21 protein-coding genes are annotated in these 21838 nt (G+C 46.3%); 15 read left to right on the top strand and 6 right to left on the bottom strand.

The annotated features are described in order from the left end of the window. Positions 1 to 81: 81 nt before the first annotated feature. A complete protein-coding gene (locus EPO18_RS13640) occupies positions 82 to 1824 on the bottom strand; it encodes an ABC transporter ATP-binding protein (RefSeq protein ID WP_292434085.1) in 1743 nt (580 codons plus the stop codon). Positions 1825 to 2076: 252 nt separating this feature from the next. Between EPO18_RS13640 and EPO18_RS13635 the strand changes: the two genes are divergently transcribed. Next, positions 2077 to 2712 carry a FlgO family outer membrane protein gene (locus EPO18_RS13635; protein WP_292434083.1) on the top strand — a complete coding sequence of 212 codons (636 nt, stop codon included), beginning with the start codon at positions 2077 to 2079 and terminating at the stop codon, positions 2710 to 2712. A gap of 147 nt (positions 2713 to 2859) precedes the next feature. Here the strand turns inward: EPO18_RS13635 and acs are convergent, their stop codons facing one another. Together acs and EPO18_RS13625 are read right to left on the bottom strand one after the other, a co-directional pair. Next, positions 2860 to 4797: an acetate--CoA ligase gene (gene acs, locus EPO18_RS13630; protein WP_292434081.1), complete on the bottom strand. Its 1938-nt coding sequence runs from the start codon at positions 4795 to 4797 to the stop codon at positions 2860 to 2862. 172 nt (positions 4798 to 4969) lie between these two features. Continuing rightward, positions 4970 to 6859 carry an adenylate/guanylate cyclase domain-containing protein gene (locus tag EPO18_RS13625; RefSeq protein WP_292434079.1) on the bottom strand — a complete coding sequence of 630 codons (1890 nt, stop codon included), beginning with the start codon at positions 6857 to 6859 and terminating at the stop codon, positions 4970 to 4972. Positions 6860 to 6901: 42 nt separating this feature from the next. Between EPO18_RS13625 and EPO18_RS13620 the strand changes: the two genes are divergently transcribed. The 9 genes from EPO18_RS13620 (at position 6902) to EPO18_RS13580 (ending at position 14319) form a co-directional block, all read left to right on the top strand. Further along, positions 6902 to 7507 (top strand): cupredoxin domain-containing protein, encoded by a 606-nt coding sequence (locus EPO18_RS13620; protein WP_292434077.1) that lies wholly within the window; start codon positions 6902 to 6904, stop codon positions 7505 to 7507. Next, a complete protein-coding gene (locus EPO18_RS13615) occupies positions 7504 to 8217 on the top strand; it encodes a hypothetical protein (RefSeq protein WP_292434075.1) in 714 nt (237 codons plus the stop codon). The genes EPO18_RS13620 and EPO18_RS13615 overlap by 4 nt, the downstream gene beginning before the upstream one ends. A 156-nt stretch (positions 8218 to 8373) precedes the next feature. Beyond that, on the top strand, positions 8374 to 9753 hold the full coding sequence (locus EPO18_RS13610; protein WP_292434074.1) for a M16 family metallopeptidase: 1380 nt from the start codon (positions 8374 to 8376) through the stop codon (positions 9751 to 9753). Positions 9754 to 9830: 77 nt separating this feature from the next. Further along, complete coding sequence (locus EPO18_RS13605; protein ID WP_292434123.1) at positions 9831 to 11132, top strand: M16 family metallopeptidase; 1302 nt, start codon at positions 9831 to 9833, stop codon at positions 11130 to 11132. Beyond that, entirely contained in the window at positions 11122 to 11676 is a 555-nt protein-coding gene (gene rsmD / locus EPO18_RS13600; RefSeq protein ID WP_292434072.1) for a 16S rRNA (guanine(966)-N(2))-methyltransferase RsmD, read from the top strand. Before EPO18_RS13605 ends, rsmD begins: the two co-directional genes overlap by 11 nt. Positions 11677 to 11831: 155 nt before the next feature. Next, positions 11832 to 12317 (top strand): pantetheine-phosphate adenylyltransferase, encoded by a 486-nt coding sequence (gene coaD / locus EPO18_RS13595; protein ID WP_292434071.1) that lies wholly within the window; start codon positions 11832 to 11834, stop codon positions 12315 to 12317. Positions 12318 to 12320: 3 nt separating this feature from the next. Next, positions 12321 to 12551, top strand: a complete 231-nt coding sequence (locus tag EPO18_RS13590; protein ID WP_292434069.1) for a 4Fe-4S binding protein — start codon at positions 12321 to 12323, stop codon at positions 12549 to 12551. Positions 12552 to 12591: 40 nt separating this feature from the next. Further along, on the top strand, positions 12592 to 12837 hold the full coding sequence (locus tag EPO18_RS13585; RefSeq protein ID WP_292434067.1) for a YfhL family 4Fe-4S dicluster ferredoxin: 246 nt from the start codon (positions 12592 to 12594) through the stop codon (positions 12835 to 12837). 795 nt (positions 12838 to 13632) lie between these two features. Beyond that, entirely contained in the window at positions 13633 to 14319 is a 687-nt protein-coding gene (locus EPO18_RS13580; RefSeq protein WP_292434065.1) for an Lcl C-terminal domain-containing protein, read from the top strand. 217 nt (positions 14320 to 14536) lie between these two features. Here the strand turns inward: EPO18_RS13580 and EPO18_RS13575 are convergent, their stop codons facing one another. Together EPO18_RS13575 and EPO18_RS13570 are read right to left on the bottom strand one after the other, a co-directional pair. After that, positions 14537 to 15319: a hydroxypyruvate isomerase family protein gene (locus EPO18_RS13575; protein ID WP_292434063.1), complete on the bottom strand. Its 783-nt coding sequence runs from the start codon at positions 15317 to 15319 to the stop codon at positions 14537 to 14539. After that, complete coding sequence (locus EPO18_RS13570) at positions 15312 to 16196, bottom strand: NAD(P)-dependent oxidoreductase (protein WP_292434062.1); 885 nt, start codon at positions 16194 to 16196, stop codon at positions 15312 to 15314. The genes EPO18_RS13575 and EPO18_RS13570 overlap by 8 nt, the downstream gene beginning before the upstream one ends. A 236-nt stretch (positions 16197 to 16432) precedes the next feature. Between EPO18_RS13570 and efpL the strand changes: the two genes are divergently transcribed. Both efpL and EPO18_RS13560 read left to right on the top strand, forming a co-directional pair. Next, positions 16433 to 16999, top strand: a complete 567-nt coding sequence (gene efpL / locus EPO18_RS13565; protein WP_292434060.1) for an elongation factor P-like protein EfpL — start codon at positions 16433 to 16435, stop codon at positions 16997 to 16999. Between the two features lie 3 nt (positions 17000 to 17002). Then, positions 17003 to 18166, top strand: a complete 1164-nt coding sequence (locus EPO18_RS13560) for a methyltransferase (protein WP_292434058.1) — start codon at positions 17003 to 17005, stop codon at positions 18164 to 18166. A gap of 105 nt (positions 18167 to 18271) precedes the next feature. On the opposite strand, the gene EPO18_RS13555 is transcribed toward EPO18_RS13560, so the two are convergent. Further along, on the bottom strand, positions 18272 to 18424 hold the full coding sequence (locus EPO18_RS13555; protein WP_292434056.1) for a hypothetical protein: 153 nt from the start codon (positions 18422 to 18424) through the stop codon (positions 18272 to 18274). Between the two features lie 351 nt (positions 18425 to 18775). On the opposite strand from EPO18_RS13555, the gene glgX reads away from it, so the two are divergent. The 3 genes from glgX to sdhD all read left to right on the top strand — a co-directional run bounded on the left by glgX (position 18776) and on the right by sdhD (position 21838). Beyond that, the gene (gene glgX, locus EPO18_RS13550) at positions 18776 to 20866 is read left to right on the top strand and encodes a glycogen debranching protein GlgX (protein WP_292434054.1); all 2091 of its coding nucleotides are present in this window, start codon (positions 18776 to 18778) and stop codon (positions 20864 to 20866) included. A gap of 212 nt (positions 20867 to 21078) precedes the next feature. Beyond that, positions 21079 to 21468, top strand: a complete 390-nt coding sequence (gene sdhC / locus EPO18_RS13545; protein ID WP_292434052.1) for a succinate dehydrogenase, cytochrome b556 subunit — start codon at positions 21079 to 21081, stop codon at positions 21466 to 21468. Further along, the gene (gene sdhD, locus EPO18_RS13540; RefSeq protein ID WP_292434050.1) at positions 21458 to 21838 is read left to right on the top strand and encodes a succinate dehydrogenase, hydrophobic membrane anchor protein; all 381 of its coding nucleotides are present in this window, start codon (positions 21458 to 21460) and stop codon (positions 21836 to 21838) included. The genes sdhC and sdhD overlap by 11 nt, the downstream gene beginning before the upstream one ends.

The raw sequence follows: 21838 nt of genomic DNA, 5'->3' as shown, positions 1-21838 counted from the left end.
TTTATAGAATAACACAACATATAGTGGTTTAGCGAGAAAATAAAAACAATGCGATAAATCGCTCAGTTATCAAATAGATGCCTATTCAATTAAAAAACCGCCGCTTTGATGTTGCCACATGGCGTAGTATTTGCCTTGCTTGTCTAACAATTGCTGATGGGTGCCTTGCTCTATGATTTTGCCTTTTTCCAGTACGATGATGCGGTCCATACTTAGAATGGTGGAAAGACGATGGGCGATAACCAGGGCTGTTTTATATTCAATCAGTTCGAAAATAGCCGTTTGGATTTGCTTTTCGGTCAATGAGTCCAACGCGCTGGTGGCTTCATCCAGAACTATAATCGGCGCATCTTCCAAAAAGGCGCGGGCAATGGCGATGCGCTGTCTTTCGCCGCCGGACAGCTTGATGCCGCGCTCGCCGACCAGAGTGTCGAATTGTTCCGGCAATTGTTCGATAAATTCAAGGCAATGGGATTTTTTGGCCACATCGATAAGCTTTGCTTCTGAAATATCCGCACCCAAGGTGATGTTGTCCCGTATCGAGCGATGAAAGAGATCCGGCTGTTGCGGCACCATCGAGATTTGCCGCCGCAGTGAATTCAGCGTAAAGGTTTTTGCATCCAGGCCGTCAAAGCTTACGTTGCCTTTTTGCGGGTCGATAAAGCGAAATAAAAGCTTGGTTAACGACGATTTACCGGAGCCGGATTGACCGACCAAAGCGACTTTTTCACCTGCTTTGATGTTCAGGGAGAAATTCTCAAACAGCGGGTTTGCTTTATTATAGGCAAAGTGGATTTTGTTGAAGTCGATGGCGCCGTTACTGATGGTTAGCGGTCGGGCATTATCGGCATCGATCTCGACATCTTCTTGTCTGAAAACGTCGGCCATTTCGGATGCATCGGCCAGGGCGGTGAAAAAATTTCTTAAATTACGTCCGAACTCCCATAAACGCTGGATCAGCATGATCATGATCGATTGAAACAAAACAAACTCGCCGACCTGAAAGTCGCCGGTTTTCCACTTTTGTATCATCAAATATACGAGCAGCAGTTCAATACCGAATGTCATCAAGCCTTGCACGGCAAAGGAGATAAACATCAGCGTCCAGGCGATTTTTTTCTTCCGGTAAACAAAATCCGATGCTTTATTGATGTGCCCTTGTTCATGGGTTTCCATCGCAAAGCTTTTGACCACGAAAATATTGCTGACCGCATCGGAATATGCGCCGCCGACTGTCGAGTCGGCTTGGGCTACGGTTTTATCGAAACGCAGTTTCCATACCGAATAGCCGATATTCCAGGTAATAAAGAGCATGACCCAGATTAAAAAATAGCAGGCGAATTCTTGCTGTTGCCGGTAGAAGATCGTAAATGCAATGCCTACCGCGACAATGTTCATGAAAAACTGGAACAGAAACCAGTCCATAATGATTTCGAAAGAACGCGAAAAGCGATTGGCCTGTTTGATCAAACTGCCGGAAAAACTATTCTCAAAAAAGACATATTTCTGTTTTTTAAGCACTTCGAAACAGCGTTTTTCCAGCAGATTAACGCCGCCGCCATCAAGCGGAACAATAGCGATTTCAAGCAATCGCCATGACAGCCAGATTCCCGCATAAATAAGTCCGACTTGTTTCAGGTTGTCCAGCAATAGTATCAAGGTGGCGTCCGAATAGGGTTCTGCCAGTCCGTTAGCAATATTTTTATAGTAAACCGGCGCTAATAAATCCAGAGTGGCGGCAGAGGCCAACGCGCATAGAGCCAGCAGGAAAAACCATTTTTTTTGCCATATAACCCGGCCGTATTCTTTAATGATGATATTCATTTGTTATTTTTTGTTGGGAATGGATTTTTTAAGGTATAGGTAAAGGGTGAACGGATAATTTTCTTATTTTCTTCTAAAAAAATGAATTTATTGACTCAAGCTGAGCACTTAGGGTAAAAGTTGACCTACATCGATACGTTAGGCTTTTGGTGTGTAAGTTCGGTCAGAAATAATGTTTAAATTCACCAATAAACAGGTGGGCCGTACATATGTTATTCATGCTCAACAAATTTATAATTAAGGAAATACATTATGTTAAAGAAGGCGACAATTTTTATTCAGGCTTTGCTTCTTGTTATTTTGGGCGGCTGTACAAATTCTTACTACGAAGCTATTAAAGATACCGACCTGGTAGAAGTGAGCTATGACGCGGTAGATACACTTCAGAGCAATCTTGTACAAACATTACCCGAACATTCTTTGATAATTGTCAACACCTTGCTTAATGTCGATGACTTAAAAAAGACTTCATCTTTTGGGCGTATCGTTTCGGATCAAATAGCATCCGCTTTTTATAATTCAGGTTATCGAGTTATCGGCATGGAAATGCCTATAGATTTCTTAGTCATGCAAGAAGGTAAAGCGCCGCTTCTTTCCGATGAAACTAAAAAAATACTCAAGATTTATGGAGCTGCTGCGATAGTAGGTGGCGCATATGCTCCGGGAAAACGAAACACCTATATTTCTTTACGCATCATCGATGCGGATAGCAAAAACATCCTGGCTTCAACCGACCTATCTGTTCCTATGGGGCCGGATGCAAAAGCCTTACTGGAACCTAAAGACGTTGGTTCAGAGGGTTCACGTTCTACGCCAACGCCACCAGCGGCTAGTGCTGCCCAGCCTGAAAAAAAGGAAACGCCTCTTGAACTGAATATTCCAAAATAATCGGATAATTGTAAATATAGCAGTAACCCTTGAGGCATCCCTACAATAACCAAAACCAATATAAAACCAGAGCTAAAGCCGTCTCTTCTGAGACGGCTTTAGCTCGGTTGTTGAAAAAGCCGGTTCAAAAAAATAATCAGTTGCGTGTTACTTATTAGCCCGATGCTCGATAATATCGTCAACCACGGCTGGGTCGGCCAGCGTGGAAGTATCGCCTAAGCTGCTTATTTCGTTGGAGGCCACTTTACGCAAAATACGGCGCATGATTTTACCTGAGCGGGTTTTAGGTAAGCCCGGCGCCCATTGAATGATATCCGGGTGAGCAATTGGGCCGATTTCCTTCTTGACCAGTTCTATCAGTTCTTGCCTCAGCTCTTCGGAAGGCTCGATGCCGATATTTAAGGTCACGTAGGCGTAAATACCTTGGCCTTTAATGTCATGAGGATAGCCGACCACCGCCGCTTCGGCGACATGTTCGTGCAGCACCAGGGCGCTTTCGATTTCTGCAGTGCCCATGCGGTGACCGGAAACATTGATCACATCGTCAACCCGGCCGGTAATCCAGAAATAGCCGTCTTCATCGCGGCGCGCGCCATCGCCGGTAAAATAATAGCCGGGATAGTTTTTAAAATAGGTATCGACAAATCGTTGATGATCGCCGTAAACGGTGCGCATTTGTCCCGGCCAGGACCGGCTGATGACTAAAATACCTTCGGCTGCGCCTTCCCTGATTCGGCCATCGTTGTCCATGATTTCAGGCTTGATGCCGAAAAACGGCAGGGTGGCGGAACCCGGCTTTAAAGCAATCGCGCCCGGTAACGGCGTGATCAGGATGCCCCCGGTTTCGGTTTGCCACCAGGTGTCAACGATAGGGCAACGGCCTTCGCCGACCACATGGTAATACCATTCCCAAGCTTCCGGGTTAATCGGCTCGCCGACGCTGCCGAGGATTCTTAAGCTGCGGCGAGAACTGCGTTTAACAAACTCATCGCCCTGCGCCATCAGCGCACGGATCGCGGTCGGGGCGGTATAGAAGATATTAACCTGATGTTTGTCGATCACCTGCCAGAAGCGGCTGGCGTCGGGATAAGTCGGCACGCCTTCAAACATTAACGTGGTGGCCCCGTTGCATAACGGGCCGTAGATCATGTAGGAATGCCCGGTCACCCAGCCTATGTCGGCGGTACACCAGTAAACATCGCCATCGTGGTAATCGAAAATATATTTATGGGTCATTGCCGTGTGCAACAAATAACCGCCGGTACTGTGCAGAACCCCTTTAGGTTTGCCGGTGGAGCCGGATGTGTACAATATAAATAACGGGTCTTCGGCATCCATTTCTTCTGCCGGGCAGTCGGCCGTAGCGGTTGCCATTGCTTCGTGGTACCAGATATCGCGCTGTTCGTGCCAGTCGACAGGATTGCCGGTGTTTTTTATGACGATGACTTTTTCAAGACCGGGACAGGCTGCGGCGGCTTCATCGGCATTGGCTTTAATAGGTACGATCTTGCCGCCGCGGTGACCTTCATCGGCGCAGACCAGAAACCGGCAATCGGCATCCTGAATCCGGTCTTTTAACGCTTCGGCGGAAAAACCGCCAAACACTATCGAATGCACTGCGCCGATACGGGTGCAGGCCAGCATTACCGCTGCCGCCTCACTAACCATCGGCAGGTAGATGCAAACGCGGTCACCTTTTTTTGCACCTTGCGCTTTTAACACATTGGCGAACTTGCAGACTTGCTCGTGCAATTGGCGGTAAGTGATTTTTTTGTCCTGCGCCGGATTGTCGCCTTCCCAGATGATAGCGACTTGATCGCCGCGAGTTGCCAGATGGCGGTCCACGCAATTGACGCTGACGTTGAGTTTTCCGCCTTCAAACCAGCGAATATGGCCGGTCTTGAAATCGCAATCGCTGATTTTATCCCAAGGCTTGTTCCAGTCCAGAAACTGTTTTGCCTGTTCAGCCCAGAAAGCTTCGGGTTCAGCGATGGAGCGTTGATACATCGCTTTATAAGTTTCAGCGTCGATATGCGATTTGGCCGCTATTTCCGGCTTTATGTCATAAATTTTAACGTCAGACATCCATTAATCCTTGGGTTTGATGAGATATAAGATTTATTGTAACTATTCAGCATTTAGAAAATGGAACGCAGATAACGCTGATAATTATGATTAAATAGGATTTTTTTTGAATTATCTGCGTTCATCATATTCATCTGCGTTCCATTGTATTTGATGGCTGAATAGTTACGATTTATTTATCCAGCATAGAATGAATGCCATCCCAGCTTTCAGGCCTATTTTGCTGTAGATAGATACAGCGTTTTAGCATCATGTTGCTCGGAGCATCCGTGTTTAATGTTGAGAAGATTTGCGCGGCTTGGGTAAAGTCGGCATTTCTATATAAAGCCAAAGCCTGTTGGTAACGCTTTATCTTTTCGAGCATTATGTCGTCGACTTCATTGACTTCGCCGATTAATTCGAAAATGCTTTCGCTGGTTTCCCGGCCTTTAACTCGTACGGTGTCGAGTTCTCTAACAACAAAGCCGGTTACTTCAGTTGCCGTTTGCCGATCGATCATGATTTGTGTGCCGTAATGTTTATTTAAGCCTTCGAGGCGGGAGCTGTAATTGACTTTATCGCCGATGCAAGTATAACTGCGAGCCCGTTCCGAACCAATATTGCCGACGGTCATTTCTCCGGTCGCAATCCCTATGCGGATATTAATTTCAGGCGCCCCGTTGGCGATCCATAGAGGACGCAATTGTTGTAATTTTTTCTGCATGGCTAACGCCGATCGGCAGGCGTAGTTCGCATGGTTTAGATTACAAAGCTGCGGACTCCAAAAAGCCATGATCGCATCGCCGATAAATTTATCCAAAATGCCGTGTTGCCGGCTGATTTCCAAGGTCATGGCCGACAAATAATCATTCAGAATGTTAATCAATTCTTCGGCGGGCAATTTTTCGCTGAAATGAGTAAATCCCGCAATATCGCTGAATAAAACCGTTTGCTCTTTTCTTTCGCCGCCTAACCTTAACTTGTCCGGTTGACTGAGCAATTCGCTGACAATAGCAGGATCGACATATTTATTAAAGGTGCTGCGAATCAGTTCCTTTTCTTGTAAATCGCTCGCCATCACATTAAACGCGGTGGCTAACTGTCCAACTTCGTCGGAATTTTGATAATCGATACGATGCCGGTAATTGCCGTGTTTTATTTCCAAAGTTCCTTTGGTGATTAAGCGTAGCGGACGGGTGATTCGCTGCGAAATCAGCATAAATAATAACGCGCCGAGTAATAAAATACCGCCGCCTATCAGTAAAACCTGCTGTTGCAACTGTTTGAAAGTGTGCAATGCTTGATCTAAGTTAGCGCTAAGGATGTAGCCCGCCTGCTGATTTTGCGGATCGAACAATACTCGCTTGGCGATGTAACGTTCATTGTTCCAGCTAAACATACCGTTTTGTCGGATATTCAATTGATGGCTTAAGATGCCGGCAGCCGTTTCCGGGCTGGTATTTTTAGCGACAACTTGGTTGCTATTGAAAAACACTGCTTGAAGTGCATTGTTTTTATTTAATAATTTAGCCATCCAAGCATCGTTTATTTGGTTGCAAACCAGTATTAAGCCAACCGCATAATCATCGTTCAGGTTCTCTTTTAACGGGATAAAATGGCTGCTATATAAGCCTTCATTTAAGCTGATTATTTTTGACGACATCAAAGCCGAATCCAGGCTGTTTTTAACATCAAAGCTTGAAAAGTTATTTTCCAACGCCAGTTTATTGCGGTCGTTTTTCAAATAAACAGCTCTGACGGCCGGTTCGTCATCCAGCATAAAAACAAAATCCGCTTCTGTATCTTTGCCGATTTCTTCAACAAACGGATAAAAATTATCTTTTATTTTTGCCAGAAAGGAACGGAATTTTTGGTCTGCGGTTATAACCTGCGTCAGCGTCTGAATTTGTTTTTGTTCGACTTCTAAATCATGTTGAAACTGAAATTGAGCAGAGTCCAAATCGGCTATAATCCTCTTTATTTCATGGTGCTCCGCTTGCGTATCAATTAGGTATAGAGTCGTGCATAATAGGCCTGTAACTGAAATAAAGAAGGTAATAAATATCTTTTTATTAAGGTTCATTAAAATAAGCTCATGTACTGACTTAACGAGAATAACACCAAGATGAAAAAATTTAGTTTTTATTTTTTACTGACCGGTTTTACTTATTTTTTAGTACTGCGACCTTTAGCGGCCCAATCCATTTCAGGGCATATTGATGCGCCTTCGCAAGTTAAACAGCTTGTTGTTTATTTGCAGGCAGAAAACTCCAATAGACCGAATCAATCTCAACAAACACAGGTGGTATCGCAAAAAGATACAGTGTTTCATTCACCGCTAACCGTCATTGCAGCTGGGGATAAGGTTCAATGGAGCAATGATGAAAGCAAAGAAATCGACCATAATATTTTTTCACTGAGTCCGGTGACAAGTTTTGATTTAGGTTTGGGAGAAAAAGGCTCTAAATTGGAGCAAGCTTTTAAAAATACCGGTATTGTTAATTATTACTGTTCGGTTCATAAGAATATGGAGGGCAAAATAATAATTTTACCTGATCGTCATTTTCAAGTTTTAGAACGGCCCGGAGACTTTTTGATCGACAATCTGCCGGAGGGAAACTGGACTTTAAATGCAGTTGTTTTGCATTTACGCTATAAAGCGGAGCCTATTAAGTTAGCTGTCGGCAAAGCTCCTGTTAAAAACCTGACTTTAAAGATTGTAAAAAAATGAAATATTTATTGTTATTGGTTGTTCCGATGCTTTCCGCCTGTATTGACGGGCCCAAAGTCATAAACGGCAAAGGCGGTGTTTATGGTACGTTATCCGCTGATTCCCATCCTTCATTTAACAAGAAGCTGGAAAATAATCCCGGCTCCAACTGGATATATGCGGAAATGAAATCGGCCGGAGTTAAATATCAAGACGATATGGTTGATTACGCCAAGCTTGATGAATTATATGCCGGTTTGGTTCAAACCAACTTGCCGCCCCGGCAACACCAATTGACAGCTACTGCGGAAGGAATGTCACGAAAGTCTATCGCGTTGGCAACAGGGGATACCCTACAGCTTCAGAACAACACCCATCGAAGCCAAAACTTTTTCGTGGCCGAGTCATCCGGGGCAGGCGGTATCCAAACATTTCCGAGTCTGGCAGCCGGGGCTACTGCAAGCTACAAAATTGACTTGGAAGGCGATTTAGAGCTGTTATCTGAAGATAATGAGGCTCTTAAAACGGCGATATTCTCCAAAAAAAATATGCTGACTCAGCGAGTGTCCAGCGGCGGCAGCTATCAATTCGATAATCTTGATCCGGGCAGCTATCAGTTGATCTTTTGGTATTGGCGTTTAGGTAAAATTAAACAAACTGTTCAAATTCATGCGGAAGAAAACGTTCGTGTAGATAAAATTTTAACGGTTGATAGCGTTATTAATCATTAACCAATTATTTAGCAGTTGGAAAAGCGGAACACGGATTACACGGACTTGACTGATTATCACTGATAAAAATCCGCTTAAGTCCGTCCAAGCCTGTCTAATCAGCGTTATTCGTGTTCCAGTATTAAAGTATCTTAACATTGACCTAAGAGGGAGTTTATGAACAATCGATTATTATGCGCCGCATTATTGTGGCTACCGGTTTTTGCAAGCAGCGCCGCGACTAATGTGTCGGAGCATGTACTTGGCAACGGTTTGAAAGTGCTGGTTAAAGAGGATCACCGCTCTCCGGTTGCGGTGTCCCAAGTCTGGTACAAGGTGGGTTCAAGTTATGAACCGGGCGGCATTACCGGTATTTCCCATATGCTGGAACATATGATGTTTAAAGGGACCGACAAGCATTCGGTCGGCGAGTTTTCGCGGATCATCGCCGAAAACGGCGGCGAGGAAAATGCATTTACCGGTACCGATTACACGGCTTATTTTCAAACCATGGAAGCTTCCAGGTTGGCGGTTAGTTTTGAACTGGAAGCCGACAGAATGCGTAACCTGCATTTATTGCCCGATGAGCTGAAAAAGGAACTGCAAGTGGTGACCGAAGAGCGAAGGATGCGCACTGACGATAATCCGCAGGCAAAAATGCAGGAACATTTTAATGCGATGGCTTATACCAATAGTCCTTATAAAAATCCTGTGATCGGCTGGCCTTCCGATATTGAAAATTATAAGGTTGAAGACCTTCAGGCCTGGTATCAGCGTTGGTATGCGCCTAACAATGCAACCTTAGTTGTAGTGGGCGATGTGCAACCCAAAGCGGTTTTCGCATTGGCGGAAAAATACTTTGCTCCTCTTAAGCCCATGGGCGACAAGCCGGTTGCCCCTACAATGCTAAAGCCGCAGGCCGAAGTTGAACAGTTGGGCGTCCGGAAAATGACGGTTAAATTGCCGGCAAAACTGCCTTATTTGCTGATGGGCTATAAAGTGCCGGTGTTGAAAACAGCGCAAAATGAGTGGGAAGCTTATGCGCTGGAAGTTTTGGCCGGTGTGTTGGACGGAGGCAGCAGCGCCAGGCTGGAGTCGGGATTGGTACGCGGTAAGCAAATAGCCGTTTCTGCGGGGGCAAGTTATAGCTTGCACTCAAGACTGCCGGAACTGCTTACGCTTGAAGCGACACCTGCCGAAGGGAAAACCGTCTGGGACTTGGAATCCGCGTTAAAGGAAGAGATTGCCAAGTTGCAAATGAAACTGATCGATAACGAAGAGTTGCAGCGGATTAAGGCGCAGGTTTTAGCCAAGGACGTTTATGAGAAGGATTCCAATTTTTATCAGGCCATGGAGTTAGGCATGCTGGAGACGGTCGGTCTGGGCTGGAAAAAAGTCGATGAATATGTCGATAAGGTTAATCAAGTTACTGCTGAGCAAGTGCGCGATGTGGCGCGTAAATATTTAATTGAGGATAAATTGAGTGTGGCTTATTTGGAGCCTTTGCCTATCACCGGACACATTACCGAGACTAAGACTGAAAAAGGAGTTAGATAATGCGTATTCGTCTATTAAATTTTATACCCAAAGGGCATAAGTTTCGTTTGAGCAGACAAGCTGCTCAACTCAGCTTTATGTTGGTAGCTTGGTTAGCGGCTTTTTGTAATACAGCACAGGCCGCTGCAAAAATTGAACACTGGCAAACGCCGCAGGGTAGCCGGGTTTATTATGTCCATACCGAAGGTCTGCCGATGGTGGATATACAGGTTGCTTTCGACGCTGGCAGTGCACGCGACGGAAGCCGGTTCGGTTTGTCGGCGTTAACGTCCGCCTTGCTGGATACCGGAGCAGGGCAGTGGAATGCCGATCAAATTGCCCAACGCTTTGAAAGTGTCGGCGCGCAATTCGGTTCCAATATTTCCAACGATATGGCTTCTGTTTCGCTACGCACGTTAACGGATAAGCCGTTATTCGATAAAGCGCTGGAAACCCTGCAAGTCATTTTGGCCCAGCCAAGTTTTAATGAAGCCGATTTCCAGAGGGAAAAAAACCGGACGCTGGCTGGTTTAAAGCAACAGGAAGAATCTCCCGCCGAGTTAGCCGGCATTGCGTTCTATAAAGCCTTGTACGGCGATCATCCTTACGGGCATCCGGCTCCCGGAACTATCGCTACAGTGTCCGATTTTGTGGTGGGAGATCTGCGCGATTTTTATCAGAAATATTATGTGGCCGCTAATGCGATGGTGGTGATTGTGGGCGACTTGCCCCGGCAACAGGCGGAACAAGTCGCCGAAAAGTTGGTAAGCGGTTTGCCGACAGGCCAAAAACCGGAGCCATTGCCGGAAGTGGCTATGCCTGTGAAAGCCGGCATGCAGCATATCGATTTCCCTTCCTCGCAAACTCATGTTCTGGTTGGGGTGCCCGGTACATACCGTAAAGATCCCGATTATTTTACTTTGTATGTCGGCAACCATATTTTGGGCGGAGCTGTTCTGGTATCTAAGCTTTTTGAGGAAATCAGGGAAAAGCGCGGGTTGGCGTATAGTGCGAGCAGCTCTTTGGGGCCTTTGTTCAGAAAAGGACCGTTTGCGATAAGCTTGCAAACCCGTAATGATCAAACCGGGCAAGCGCTGGAGGTTTTGAATAAAACCCTGGCCGATTTTATTGTGCAAGGGCCTACAGAAGCCGAGCTGACTGCCGCCAAGAAGAACATCACCGGCGGTTTTGCTATGCGTTTCGATACCAATAAAGAACTGGCCAGTTACGTGTCCATGATCGGTTTCTATGAAATGCCGCTGGATTATCTGGATACGTTCCAGCAAAACGTCGAGAAGGTGACGATGGCATCGGTAAAAGACGCTTTTAAGCGCCGCATTGATCCTCAGCTAATGCAAACCATCACTGTAGGCGGGAGCGCTAAGAAGAGTGAAAAATAAGCTCAGGATTATCGGCGGGGACTGGCGCAGCCGGCAGTTAAGTTTTGTCGATGCGCCGGGATTAAGGCCCACGCCCGCCAGAGTCAGGGAAACTTTATTCAACTGGTTGCAGTATGAAATTGTCGGCAAGCAGTGTCTGGATTTGTATGCCGGGAGCGGCGCTTTGGGTTTTGAAGCCGCTTCCAGAGGCGCGAAATCGGTCGTCCAGGTGGAAAATAATGCTCAGGCCTGCCGCTGTTTGAAGGACAATGCCGTTGCGCTGTCCGCCGGGCAGATAAAAATCGTGCAAAGCGATGTATTGCGCTATTTGTCGGGAGATGCACAAGCTTTTGATGTGGTGTTTCTCGATCCGCCATTCGGCCTGAATATGGTTGTTCAAACCTGTAGGCTGCTGGAAGAAAACGCTTGGCTGGCCGAACATGCCAAGATTTATGTTGAAACGGAACGGTACTTTGATTTTGCAGGCATGCCCGAAAACTGGCGGCAGCTGAAAAATAAAAGTGCGGGCGAAGTCGGCTATTATTTGTTTGAACGGGTTGAATGATGTTTCTGATTATCTACATGTATTGAAGAGTAGGCTAAAGGCGGCCTTGTTGAAGCTTAGGTTTTTTCGTCTTTTGCCTTGCGCCTAATATTAAATAAGTATTTAAAAGCAGACTCTTGGTATAGAATTGCCGCTTTTTTTGAAACCTACAGACCATGCCAATCACCGCAATTTATCCGGGTACTTTTGACCCCATTACCAATGGGCATTTGGATCTGATTGCCAGAGCGTCCAAGCTTTATCGCAAAGTAGTTGTCGCGGTGGCGGTTAACAGAGGCAAAACCCCGTTATTTTCGTTGGACGAGCGAGTGGCTTTGGCTAAAGCAGTTACCTCGGAATTCCCCAATGTGCTGGTGATCGGCTTTGATAACTTGCTGGTTGAGTGCGCTAAGCAGCAGGGAGCCAATGTGATTTTACGGGGATTGCGCGCGGTATCAGATTTTGAATATGAGTTTCAGCTGGCCGGGATGAACCGGCGTTTGGCCCCGGAGCTGGAAACTGTCTTTCTAACCCCGGCCGAACAATACGAATTTATTTCTTCGAGCATGATCAGGGAAATTGCCCAGCTGAATGGCGACGTGTCCTGTTTTGTTCCTGATCTTGTTCATCAATCTTTAATTAACAAATTTAAACCCGAATAAAGTATGGCCCTGGTTATTGACGAAGATAAATGCGCCCGATGCGGCGTTTGTGAACCCGAATGTCCGAATGAGGCTATTAAACAGACTGAAAACGCTTATGTGATAGATCCGTTATTATGTACCGAATGCAAGGAACGTTACGGCGAGCCATTATGTGAAGCGGTGTGTCCCAACGACGGTATCCACAAAGCCAAAGATAGTTTGTATAAGAAATGTGTAAGTTTTTTTGGCTGAACATTATTGTTCAGCAACGTTGTAGTGTGTAGGAGTATGTATGGCCCTTATTATTAATGAAGAATGTATCAATTGCGACGTATGCGAGCCGGAGTGCCCGAATGGCGCGATTTCCCAAGGTGATGATATTTATGTGATTAATCCTGCATTGTGTACCGAGTGCGTAGGGCATCATGATTTGCCTCAATGCATGGAGGTTTGTCCGGTCGATTGCATAGATAAAGATCCGAAGCATGTTGAGGATAAGGAAAGTTTGTATCAGAAGTATTTGAAATTGATAGGTTAGTTGTTTAGTTCTGCGCTTGAATTAAAAAAAATGGAACGCGGATGAAGCGGATAATTATGATAAACGCAGAGTGTTTAAGAAAAATCTTGCGTCATCCGCGTTTTATTGAATACCTTTCGTTTAAGTCGATATGTAAGGCAATAGCCAATCCAAGCTTTCAGCCGTAGCTCCAACCGGCTTAATTCCGCTCCGCCCCATCCTGCCAATTAATAGCTAAAAATATTGCAATATGGGATGCGCTCATCTTAAGTCGAGATACCTGCGTTTGGGCGCGTTGATCGCGCCTTAACTGGATTTACGTAGCGCGTATTGTTTTATCCTAGAAAAATCATTTGATCCACGAAAAGCACAAAAGACACGAAAGAAATCAATATGTTTCATTGATTTAGTTATTCACCCTTTGGGGCACTACCTGCAATTGGGTATCTATTTGAATTTTTTCGTGCTTTTTGTGTTTTTCGTGGACTAACTGCGTTTTTTTAGGTTTATAGCCAAGTGCCTGCGAAACACTGCTATCTGCTGGTGTGACGCGCTTTTAAAACTTGTGTGCAAAGACGGGTGCAACGCGTGGGAACGAGAAAAAGTCCATTATTTAGTTTGGCAAGTATAAAACTGTCGGAAATTTTTACACTTAACGCTGCTCTATGCAGCTTGTTGGTAATGCAACTTTTTGAAAGTAAATCAAAATTACAAAAATGGCCTGAAAATTGTTAACTCGATGCTAGTCGTAATAAACCAGCTGAGCTACTTGGCGTGCAGCCAGTTTATTTAGCAAACAATACAAGGATCAAGTCCATGAATTATAAAAAAAGCCTGTGGGTCGCAGGCTTGCTGCTTAGTCTCAACGCCATTCCAGCCCAGGCAACGCTGATAGATCGCGGCAACGGCATGATTTACGATTCGGCTCAAAATATCACTTGGCTGCAAGACGCCAACTACGCCAAAACCTCGGGCTACGACAGCGACGGCCTGATGAACTGGAATAACGCCACCGTCTGGGCCGCCGGTCTGGTTTATCAAGGCTATGACGACTGGCGTTTACCGACCATCACAGATACAGGCCCTTCAGGCTGTAACTTTGCCAATAGCGGCACCGACTGCGGCTACAACGTTGACACCAGTTCATCGGAATTGGCTCACTTGTTCTTTATCGATCTAAATAATTTGTCGGGTGTCAATGAAGCTGGATTCTTTCGAGGCGGTAATTCAGGCGTTAACTTTGGCTTGGTCAATAATGGGCCTTTTAGTAATCTGCAAAATTTTAGGTACTGGTTGGATAGCGAGTACGCGCCCAATACTAACTTAGCGTGGTACTTCAATAACAGCTATGGTTTCCAGAGTCCCTTCGGTAAGGGCAATGAGTACTTTGCATGGGCGGTTCGCTCCGGCGATGTCGCCCCGCCTGCCAATATACCTGAGCCGGGCAGTTTGGCTTTGCTAGGCTTAGGCCTGATCGCGCTACGGCGGGCAAAACGGCGCTGAGCATTCGGCGCTTCGGCCCTTTCGGGGAAGACTGCAAGGGCACTTCTTTGGGTTATGGAGACGGTAGCCTTGTACTTCTAGTGCGCAGACTGTCAGCACAGTATGCGGTTTGTGTAGAGTCGCTGTGCACTGTTGCAAGCCGGTAAACAAGCTTTAAACCATGCTGAATGGAGTTTTCAACTCCATTCAGCATGGTTTCATTAGATACCCTTTAGTTTTAAGTTGATATTGACAGCATTAACCAATCCAAGCTTTCAATCGTAGTTCCAACCGGCTTATATTCCGCTCCGACCCATCCCGAATAGTTTGATCTTTCAATAGCTGAAAATATCCGGTCAAAATCAACCTGACCGGTGCCGGGTTGTCCTCTGCCAGGGCAATCGGCAAACTGGATATGACCGATTTTATCAGCATGTTCGGCAATAAACGTTTCGGGTTTTTCACCCATCATCAGCATATGATAAATATCATACTGCATAAAAAGCCCATCGCGGTTAAGCTGATCCAACACTTCGAGCATTTGTGCTCCACTATGCAGGATAAATCCCGGCATGTCGCGAGTGTTGATTGCCTCAAACACGGTTTTAATGCCTGACGGCGAAAACGCCTCGACAACGAAACACAGGTTTTCGTTAAAGGTTTCCAGATATTGCTCCAGGCGGTCGTTATTCAGGCAGCGCCCCGGTAACACGTTGATCGCTTCCGGTTTTAACTGCTCTGCATAGCTAACGGCTTGAGCAACGGCTTCCTTAAACTGATCGCGCTTTTCAGGCACGCAAGCCAGCCCTTCGCCGCCTTGCAATAAATCGGCAGCGGGTACATTGAACAAAACCAATTTTAAGCCGTATTCGTCCAGTTTGTCTTTTATGGCGGTTGCGCTTAAGTCGTAAGGAAACTGGATCTCGACGGCGTTAAACCCCGCTTGCTTGGCGGCCTTGAAACGATCGATCAGCTCTACTTCGGTAAATAACAGGCTCAGGTTGGCGGTAAAGTTAAGCATCGGTTTTAGTGTAGAGTTTGATTAACGTGGAGGGATCTTGTTCAAGGTAACCGTGGCTGCCGTGCAGTTGCATCAACTGCGAGGCCAGGGCAGACATCGGCACGGCAGTACCCTGCTTGGCGGATAAATCGACCGCCATGTTTAAATCTTTCAACAGGGTTTTAACCCGCCACTTGATCGGTTCAAAGGTGTCTGCCGCTATTTCGGGGCCGACGATTTGCAAGGGTTTGGAATCTGCAAAGCCCCCGCTCAACGCTACCGGTATTTGTTTAGCATCAACGCCGGCTTGCTTTGCCAACGCCATCATTTCGGCGATAACCAATACGTTGCAACTGACTATCATCTGATTGCAGATCTTGGTGATCTGGCCGCTGCCGACTTCGCCCATGTGGGTTAATTGTTTATAAAGCGGCGCGAGAACCAGCCGGGCGATTTCGATGTTTTCCGTAGCACCTCCCGCCATAATCGCCAGATTGCCTTGTTCCGCACCGGCAACGCCGCCGGAAACCGGTGCATCGACCCAGCCCATGGCGCATTGTTCATGCAGCAGTACTGCCAATTGCCGAGTGTTTTCCGGATGGATGCTGGATAAATCAATCAGCAGCTTACCTGCTGTATCGCTGGCTACAATGTCATTGCGTACCACCGATTCTACAACCGCGGTATCGGCCAGGCACAGGATAATCACTTCGGAGGCTCGGACTAATTCGGCGATTGAGTTACAGGGTTTTGCGCCCGCATCAATGACCGGTTGGAGCTTTTCAGGGCTGCGGTTCCAGACATTGACGCTAAAGCCTGCATCAAGCAAACGCAAGGTCATCGGCTTGCCCATCAAGCCGATGCCGATGAAGCCGAGAATTGGTTTTGTACGGGGCATAATCCTTATCCTAGAAAAAATTATCTCGTCCACGAAAGACACGAAAAGCACGAAAGTTCGACAACAAGATTTTCGTGCTTTTCGTGGACTAACTGGAGTTTAAAGGTTATCAGTTAATCGAGGCAGCCGCGCCGAACTTCGGAGGACGATTCTACGGTATAATGCGACTTTATACCTTCATATAATACAAATCCTTGCCGCATTTAACTGGCAAGTTTAATCGAGAGGAAGTTAGCGTGGCAAAGGCTAGTGATTTAAAAAGGGGCATGGTGGTTGAAATAAACGGTGTACCGCATGCGGTTAAGCAGGTCGATGCTAAAAGCCCATCGTCCCGCGGCGCATCAACTTTGTACAAAATCCGTTTTACCAATCTTAAAACCGGTCAAAAACTGGATGAGTCTTTAAAAGGCGATGATTTTTTCAAGGATGCCGATTTGGTGCGGGCTAAAGTGCAATTTTCTTACGTAGACGGGGATAATTATATTTTCATGGATATGGAAGATTACACTCAATACAGCTTGAGCAGCGATGATTTGGAAGATCAAATCGATTATCTGATCGAAGGCCTTGAAGGCATCGTGGCTTTGTTGGTGGATGATGCGATATTGGGCATTGAGCTGCCAAGTTCGGTGATATTGCCGATAGTAGAAACAGCTCCTGCTATTAAAGGGGCGACCGCGTCAGGGCGTACCAAAACGGCCAGGGTGACCACCGGGCTGGAGGTTCAGGTGCCGGAATACCTGGAGCCTGAGGAATTGATTAAGATCAATACCGAAACGGGGAAATTCATGTCACGCGCTTGAGTCATGACTAATCGTTTAACCGTTGCCCAAGGCGAATTTGAACTAAACCGCTTGCCGAAACGGCCGCGTGAATTGCTGCTCGCTTGGGATGCAGCGGATGAATATCTGCTTAATACGCTTGCTGATGCTTCGGCTACGCTCAGCACAAGTAATGCGCTCAGCACAAGTAATTTGCGGGTTTTGATTTTGAATGACAGTTTCGGCGCATTGGCTGTCGCGCTAAGCGAGTTCCGGCCTTATGCGGTATCGGATTCCTATCTGTCGCAACAGGCGACACGACTCAACCTCGCGGCAAATAACATGCCTCCGCATAACGTCATCTTGAAAAATAGCCTTGATCCGCTGGAGGGGGTGTTTGACCTAGTGCTGATTAAGGTACCGAAGACACTGGCGTTATTGGAAGACGAGTTGATACGCTTGCGTCCGCACTTGACACCTACAACTCAAGTCATCGTAGCGGGCATGATCAAAACCCTGCCGTCCTCGGTTTGGAAGCTGCTGGAACGATTGGTCGGGCCGACTACGACCTCATTGGCAAAAAAAAAGGCGCGGCTGATTTTTGCATCCGTCGATGCCGAGCTGATTATTCCGCCAAGTCCTTATCCTGTTATTTACCGGCTTGAAAACACCGAGTACCTGATTAGCAATCACGCCAATGTATTTTCGCGCGACAGCCTTGATATAGGGACGCGCTTTTTCCTCCAGCATCTCCCGTTCCGGCAGGATGCCTGCGACATTATCGACTTGGGGTGCGGTAACGGCTTGGTCGGTTTAATTGCGGCTGAACGCAGCCCGGTTGCAACTGTACATTTTATTGATGAGTCTTTTATGGCGGTTGCATCGGCCAAAGACAATTTCTATCGCGCATTTGGTGAGCAGCGCAAAGCGATTTTTTGGGTTGGCGATGGCTTGGTCGAGGTTAAATCGGAGTCGGCCGACCTGATTCTATGCAATCCGCCGTTTCACCAGCAAAATACGGTAGGCGATCAGATTGCCGTCAGCCTGTTTAAACAGTCGCAAAGAGTATTGCGCAAGGGCGGCGAGCTATGGGTGATCGGTAATCGGCACCTGGATTATCATGTCTATCTTAACCGCCTTTTTGGTAGGCATGCGGTAGTCGCATCCAACTCGAAATTCGTTATTGCGAAAGCTGTATTGGCCGGTTGACTTAAAATTCAGGCAAAAAAAACTCCCGGTGCGTAAGCTTCGGGAGCGAGAAGTCAAACAGGAGAGATACTGTTTGAGGTAGGATACCAAGAGGCGGGTAAAAACTTAGCTATGCAATCTGTGACTCAGGACTATATTGGTAAATACAGCAGCGGTTGCAAACATAATGGTTGAAACAATGAATTCACCGGAAATAAAACCCAAAATACCAACGATAAACATCAGCCCTATTAGAATATCTCTTTGAAAGTCAGTCATTTTAAAGCTCCTTTGCTATTTTTCTGGAAAGAATTAATCAGCGTTGAATATACTATACCGACGCACTTATTAGTTGACAATATCAGTAATTATTGATTAATAGTTTCCTATATGTAGATAATTGGTTTTAGATATTGGTCTTAGATCACAGAAAATTTAGCCCAGATGTTTAAATCAATGGAGTGCTAGACTGAGTGCTGAGTATTCCTGCGTGGTTTTCAGCAAATTTTTAAATTCTTTGCCTTGTAGTCGTGGGCTTTGGATAATGGTTGTTATGAATTCATGTTTTCAGTTGAAAACAACTGAAATTATTTAATAAAGCTTTGCTATGACAAAGCGCGAGACGAGGATATGCAGAAAAAAGAATACCAATTAAAGCCGGGAAGTCCTTATCCTTCCGGCTCCAGGGCCAAATCCAAGGGTGTTAACTTTTCCATTTTCAGCCGTTATGCGACGCATGTGGAGCTTTTGCTCTTTAACACGCCGGATTGCATTGAACCCTTTCAAACCATAGTTTTACAAGAAGATATTAATCGCACTTTTTTTTCCTGGCACGTTTATGTGAGCGCGTTGCCGGTCGGCACTTGGTATGCTTGGCGTATGGACGGGCCTACTCAAGTCCGTGAAGCGGGTTTGCATTTTGATAAGGACAAACAGCTGATTGACCCCTGGGCACGCGCGGTCAGCCATAAACGCTGGAGCCGGAAGATGGCATGCCTGCCGGGTGACAATAAGCTGACTTCGATGCGTTGCGTTGTCGTTGATGACCGTTACGATTGGGAAGGCGATGTGCCGCTACGCATTCGCAGCGAAAAAGCCATTGTTTACGAATTGCATGTAGGCGGATTTACGCGGCATCCTTCGTCAAAAGTGGCTAATCCGGGTACGTTTGCCGGACTCATTGAAAAAATCCCTTACCTGCAAAAACTCGGCATTACCCATGTCGAACTATTGCCGGTAATGGCTTTCGATGAGCAGGATGTTCCCAGCTACACCTCTGAGATGGGGCTGAAAAACTACTGGGGTTACAGTACCCACAGTTTTTTCAGTCCCCATCCGGGTTACTGCGTTACTCCTGAGCAGGGAACGCATGTACATGAATTTCGCGATCTGGTTAAAGCGCTGCATCGGGCAGGTATCGGTGTCATCATGGATGTCGTGTTTAACCATACCGCAGAGGCCGGGGCGGATGGGCCGATTATTAATTTCAGGGGCATAGGCGATGATATTTTTTATCATCATGACAAATTTAATAAAAGCATTCTTCACGACTACACCGGCTGCGGCAACACAGTAAACGCCAATCACCCCTTGGTGTCCAACTTCATTATCAGTTGCCTGGAATATTGGGTCAGGGAGATGCATGTCGATGGTTTCCGCTTTGATCTTGCCAGCGCATTAGCACGAGGGGAGGGCGGCGAAGTGTTGCAAGATCCGCCTTTGCTCTGGGGAATAGAATTGTCTGAGCAGCTGGCAAAAACCAAACTGATTGCCGAGGCTTGGGATGCGGCAGGGCTGTACCAGGTCGGCAGTTTCCCCGGCTATCGCTGGGCCGAATGGAACGGCAGATACCGGGATGTTATCCGCCGATTTGTGCGTGGTGATAAAGGCTTGGTCAGCGAGCTTGCAACCCGTCTCTGCGGCAGCAACGATCTATATGAACATAAAGGCCGATTGCCTATTAACAGCATTAATTTCGTAACTTGTCATGACGGCTTTACCCTGTATGACCTGTTCAGTTACAACGAAAAACATAACTATGCTAACGGAGAATATAATCAGGACGGCTGCAATAATAATTTAAGTTTCAATTGCGGCATCGAAGGAGAAACCAAAGATGCGAGCATTTTAGGGTTACGCAGAAAACAGGTGAAAAATGTTTTCGCCATGCTGCTGCTCAGCCATGGCGTTCCTATGCTATTGGCGGGAGACGAATTATTAAACAGCCAGCGCGGGAATAATAACTGTTATTGCCAGGATAACGAATTGTCCTGGATAGACTGGAATATGACTGAGCAAAATGCCGATATGCTGCGCTTTGTTCAGCTGATGATAGCGTTGCGAAAAAGACATCCATCGATCATGAGGCGGCGCTTTTTGACCGGAAAACCGGTTAACGGCAGGGGAATAGCTGAAATTCAATGGCATGGCACTGAACTCAATAAGCCGTTATGGAATGATCCTGAGGCCAAAGTTCTGGTTTTTACCCAGGCCGGGGTTGAAAATGGCGAGCCCGATCTGCATGTTGCAATGAGCATGTCGGATCAACAAGTCATCATTGAACTGCCGGTTATTCCCGGCCGTGCATGGTGCTTGGCTTTGGACACGTCATTGAAATCGCCGCAGGATATCGTATTTCCGCAAGATCAAAAGCCGTTATTCGAAAATGTTTATGCGGTAAATAGTAAGACTGTCGTAGTTTTTGAGAATGTGGTTTGTTGAATAGTGTGTTTGTATAAGCGCAATTAACAACTACATGAAAAACATGGAGGCAGTTATGTTTATGCAGTTATTAACTTAAGCGGGTATCTGCAATATGTGGTACAACATAATTCGGCTGATTCTACCTGCTATGGCGGCCGGAAGCAGAATGGTTATTGCATCGATTTTTGATTTAGAAGATCATTGGGTAAACACAACAACCGGATAATACTATGGCGATAAACACTAACAGACCCACGTCCCCGCACCTGCAAGTCTACAGATTGCCTTTAACAGGCATTATTTCCATCACCCACCGCATGACCGGCGTTATGCTTTCAGCCGGTTTGATCTTATTTGTTTACGTTATTTCGGCACTGGCGGGCGGTGCGGAGTCATACGACACCATGCAAACAATCATGAACCAATGGCTATTCAAACTGGTGGGTTGGGGATTTATCTATGCGCTGTTTTTTCACCTGTGCCATGGCGTTCGTCATTTAATTTGGGATACAGGCAGCAGCTTTGAACTTGAAACGCTGAATCGGTACGCCATGATTGAGCTGGCGTCTTCGTTAATATTGACTTTGATGACTTTCGTATGGGGGCATTATGGACTATAGAACGCCTTTATCCAGGGCCAAGGGCTTGGGTTCTGCAAAAAACGGAACGGATCACTGGTGGATGCAGCGCATCACTGCCGTAACGCTGATTCCGCTATCTTTTTGGCTAATCAAGTTTCTGGGCTTGAGCTTGACGGCTCCTTATCAACAAACCGTAGATTGGCTGGTATCGCCGGTTAACAGTATCTGCATCGTGGCCTGGATCATCGCCGCTTTCTATCACGCAGCGTTGGGTTTGCAAGTGGTGATTGAAGATTATATCGCTGCCGAAGGCCCCAAAATTATTTCAATCTGGGCCGTCAATCTGGCTTTCTTGTTTTTGGCGATTGCGGCTTTACTGGCCGTGTTTCGTATCGTATCGATAGGGTGA

This window comes from Methylobacter sp. (genome assembly GCF_004322395.1).
Taxonomy (GTDB): Bacteria; Pseudomonadota; Gammaproteobacteria; order Methylococcales; family Methylomonadaceae; genus Methylobacter_A.
Note: the sequence above shows the minus strand (reverse complement) of the source record. Positions and strands in the feature narration are given on the sequence as shown.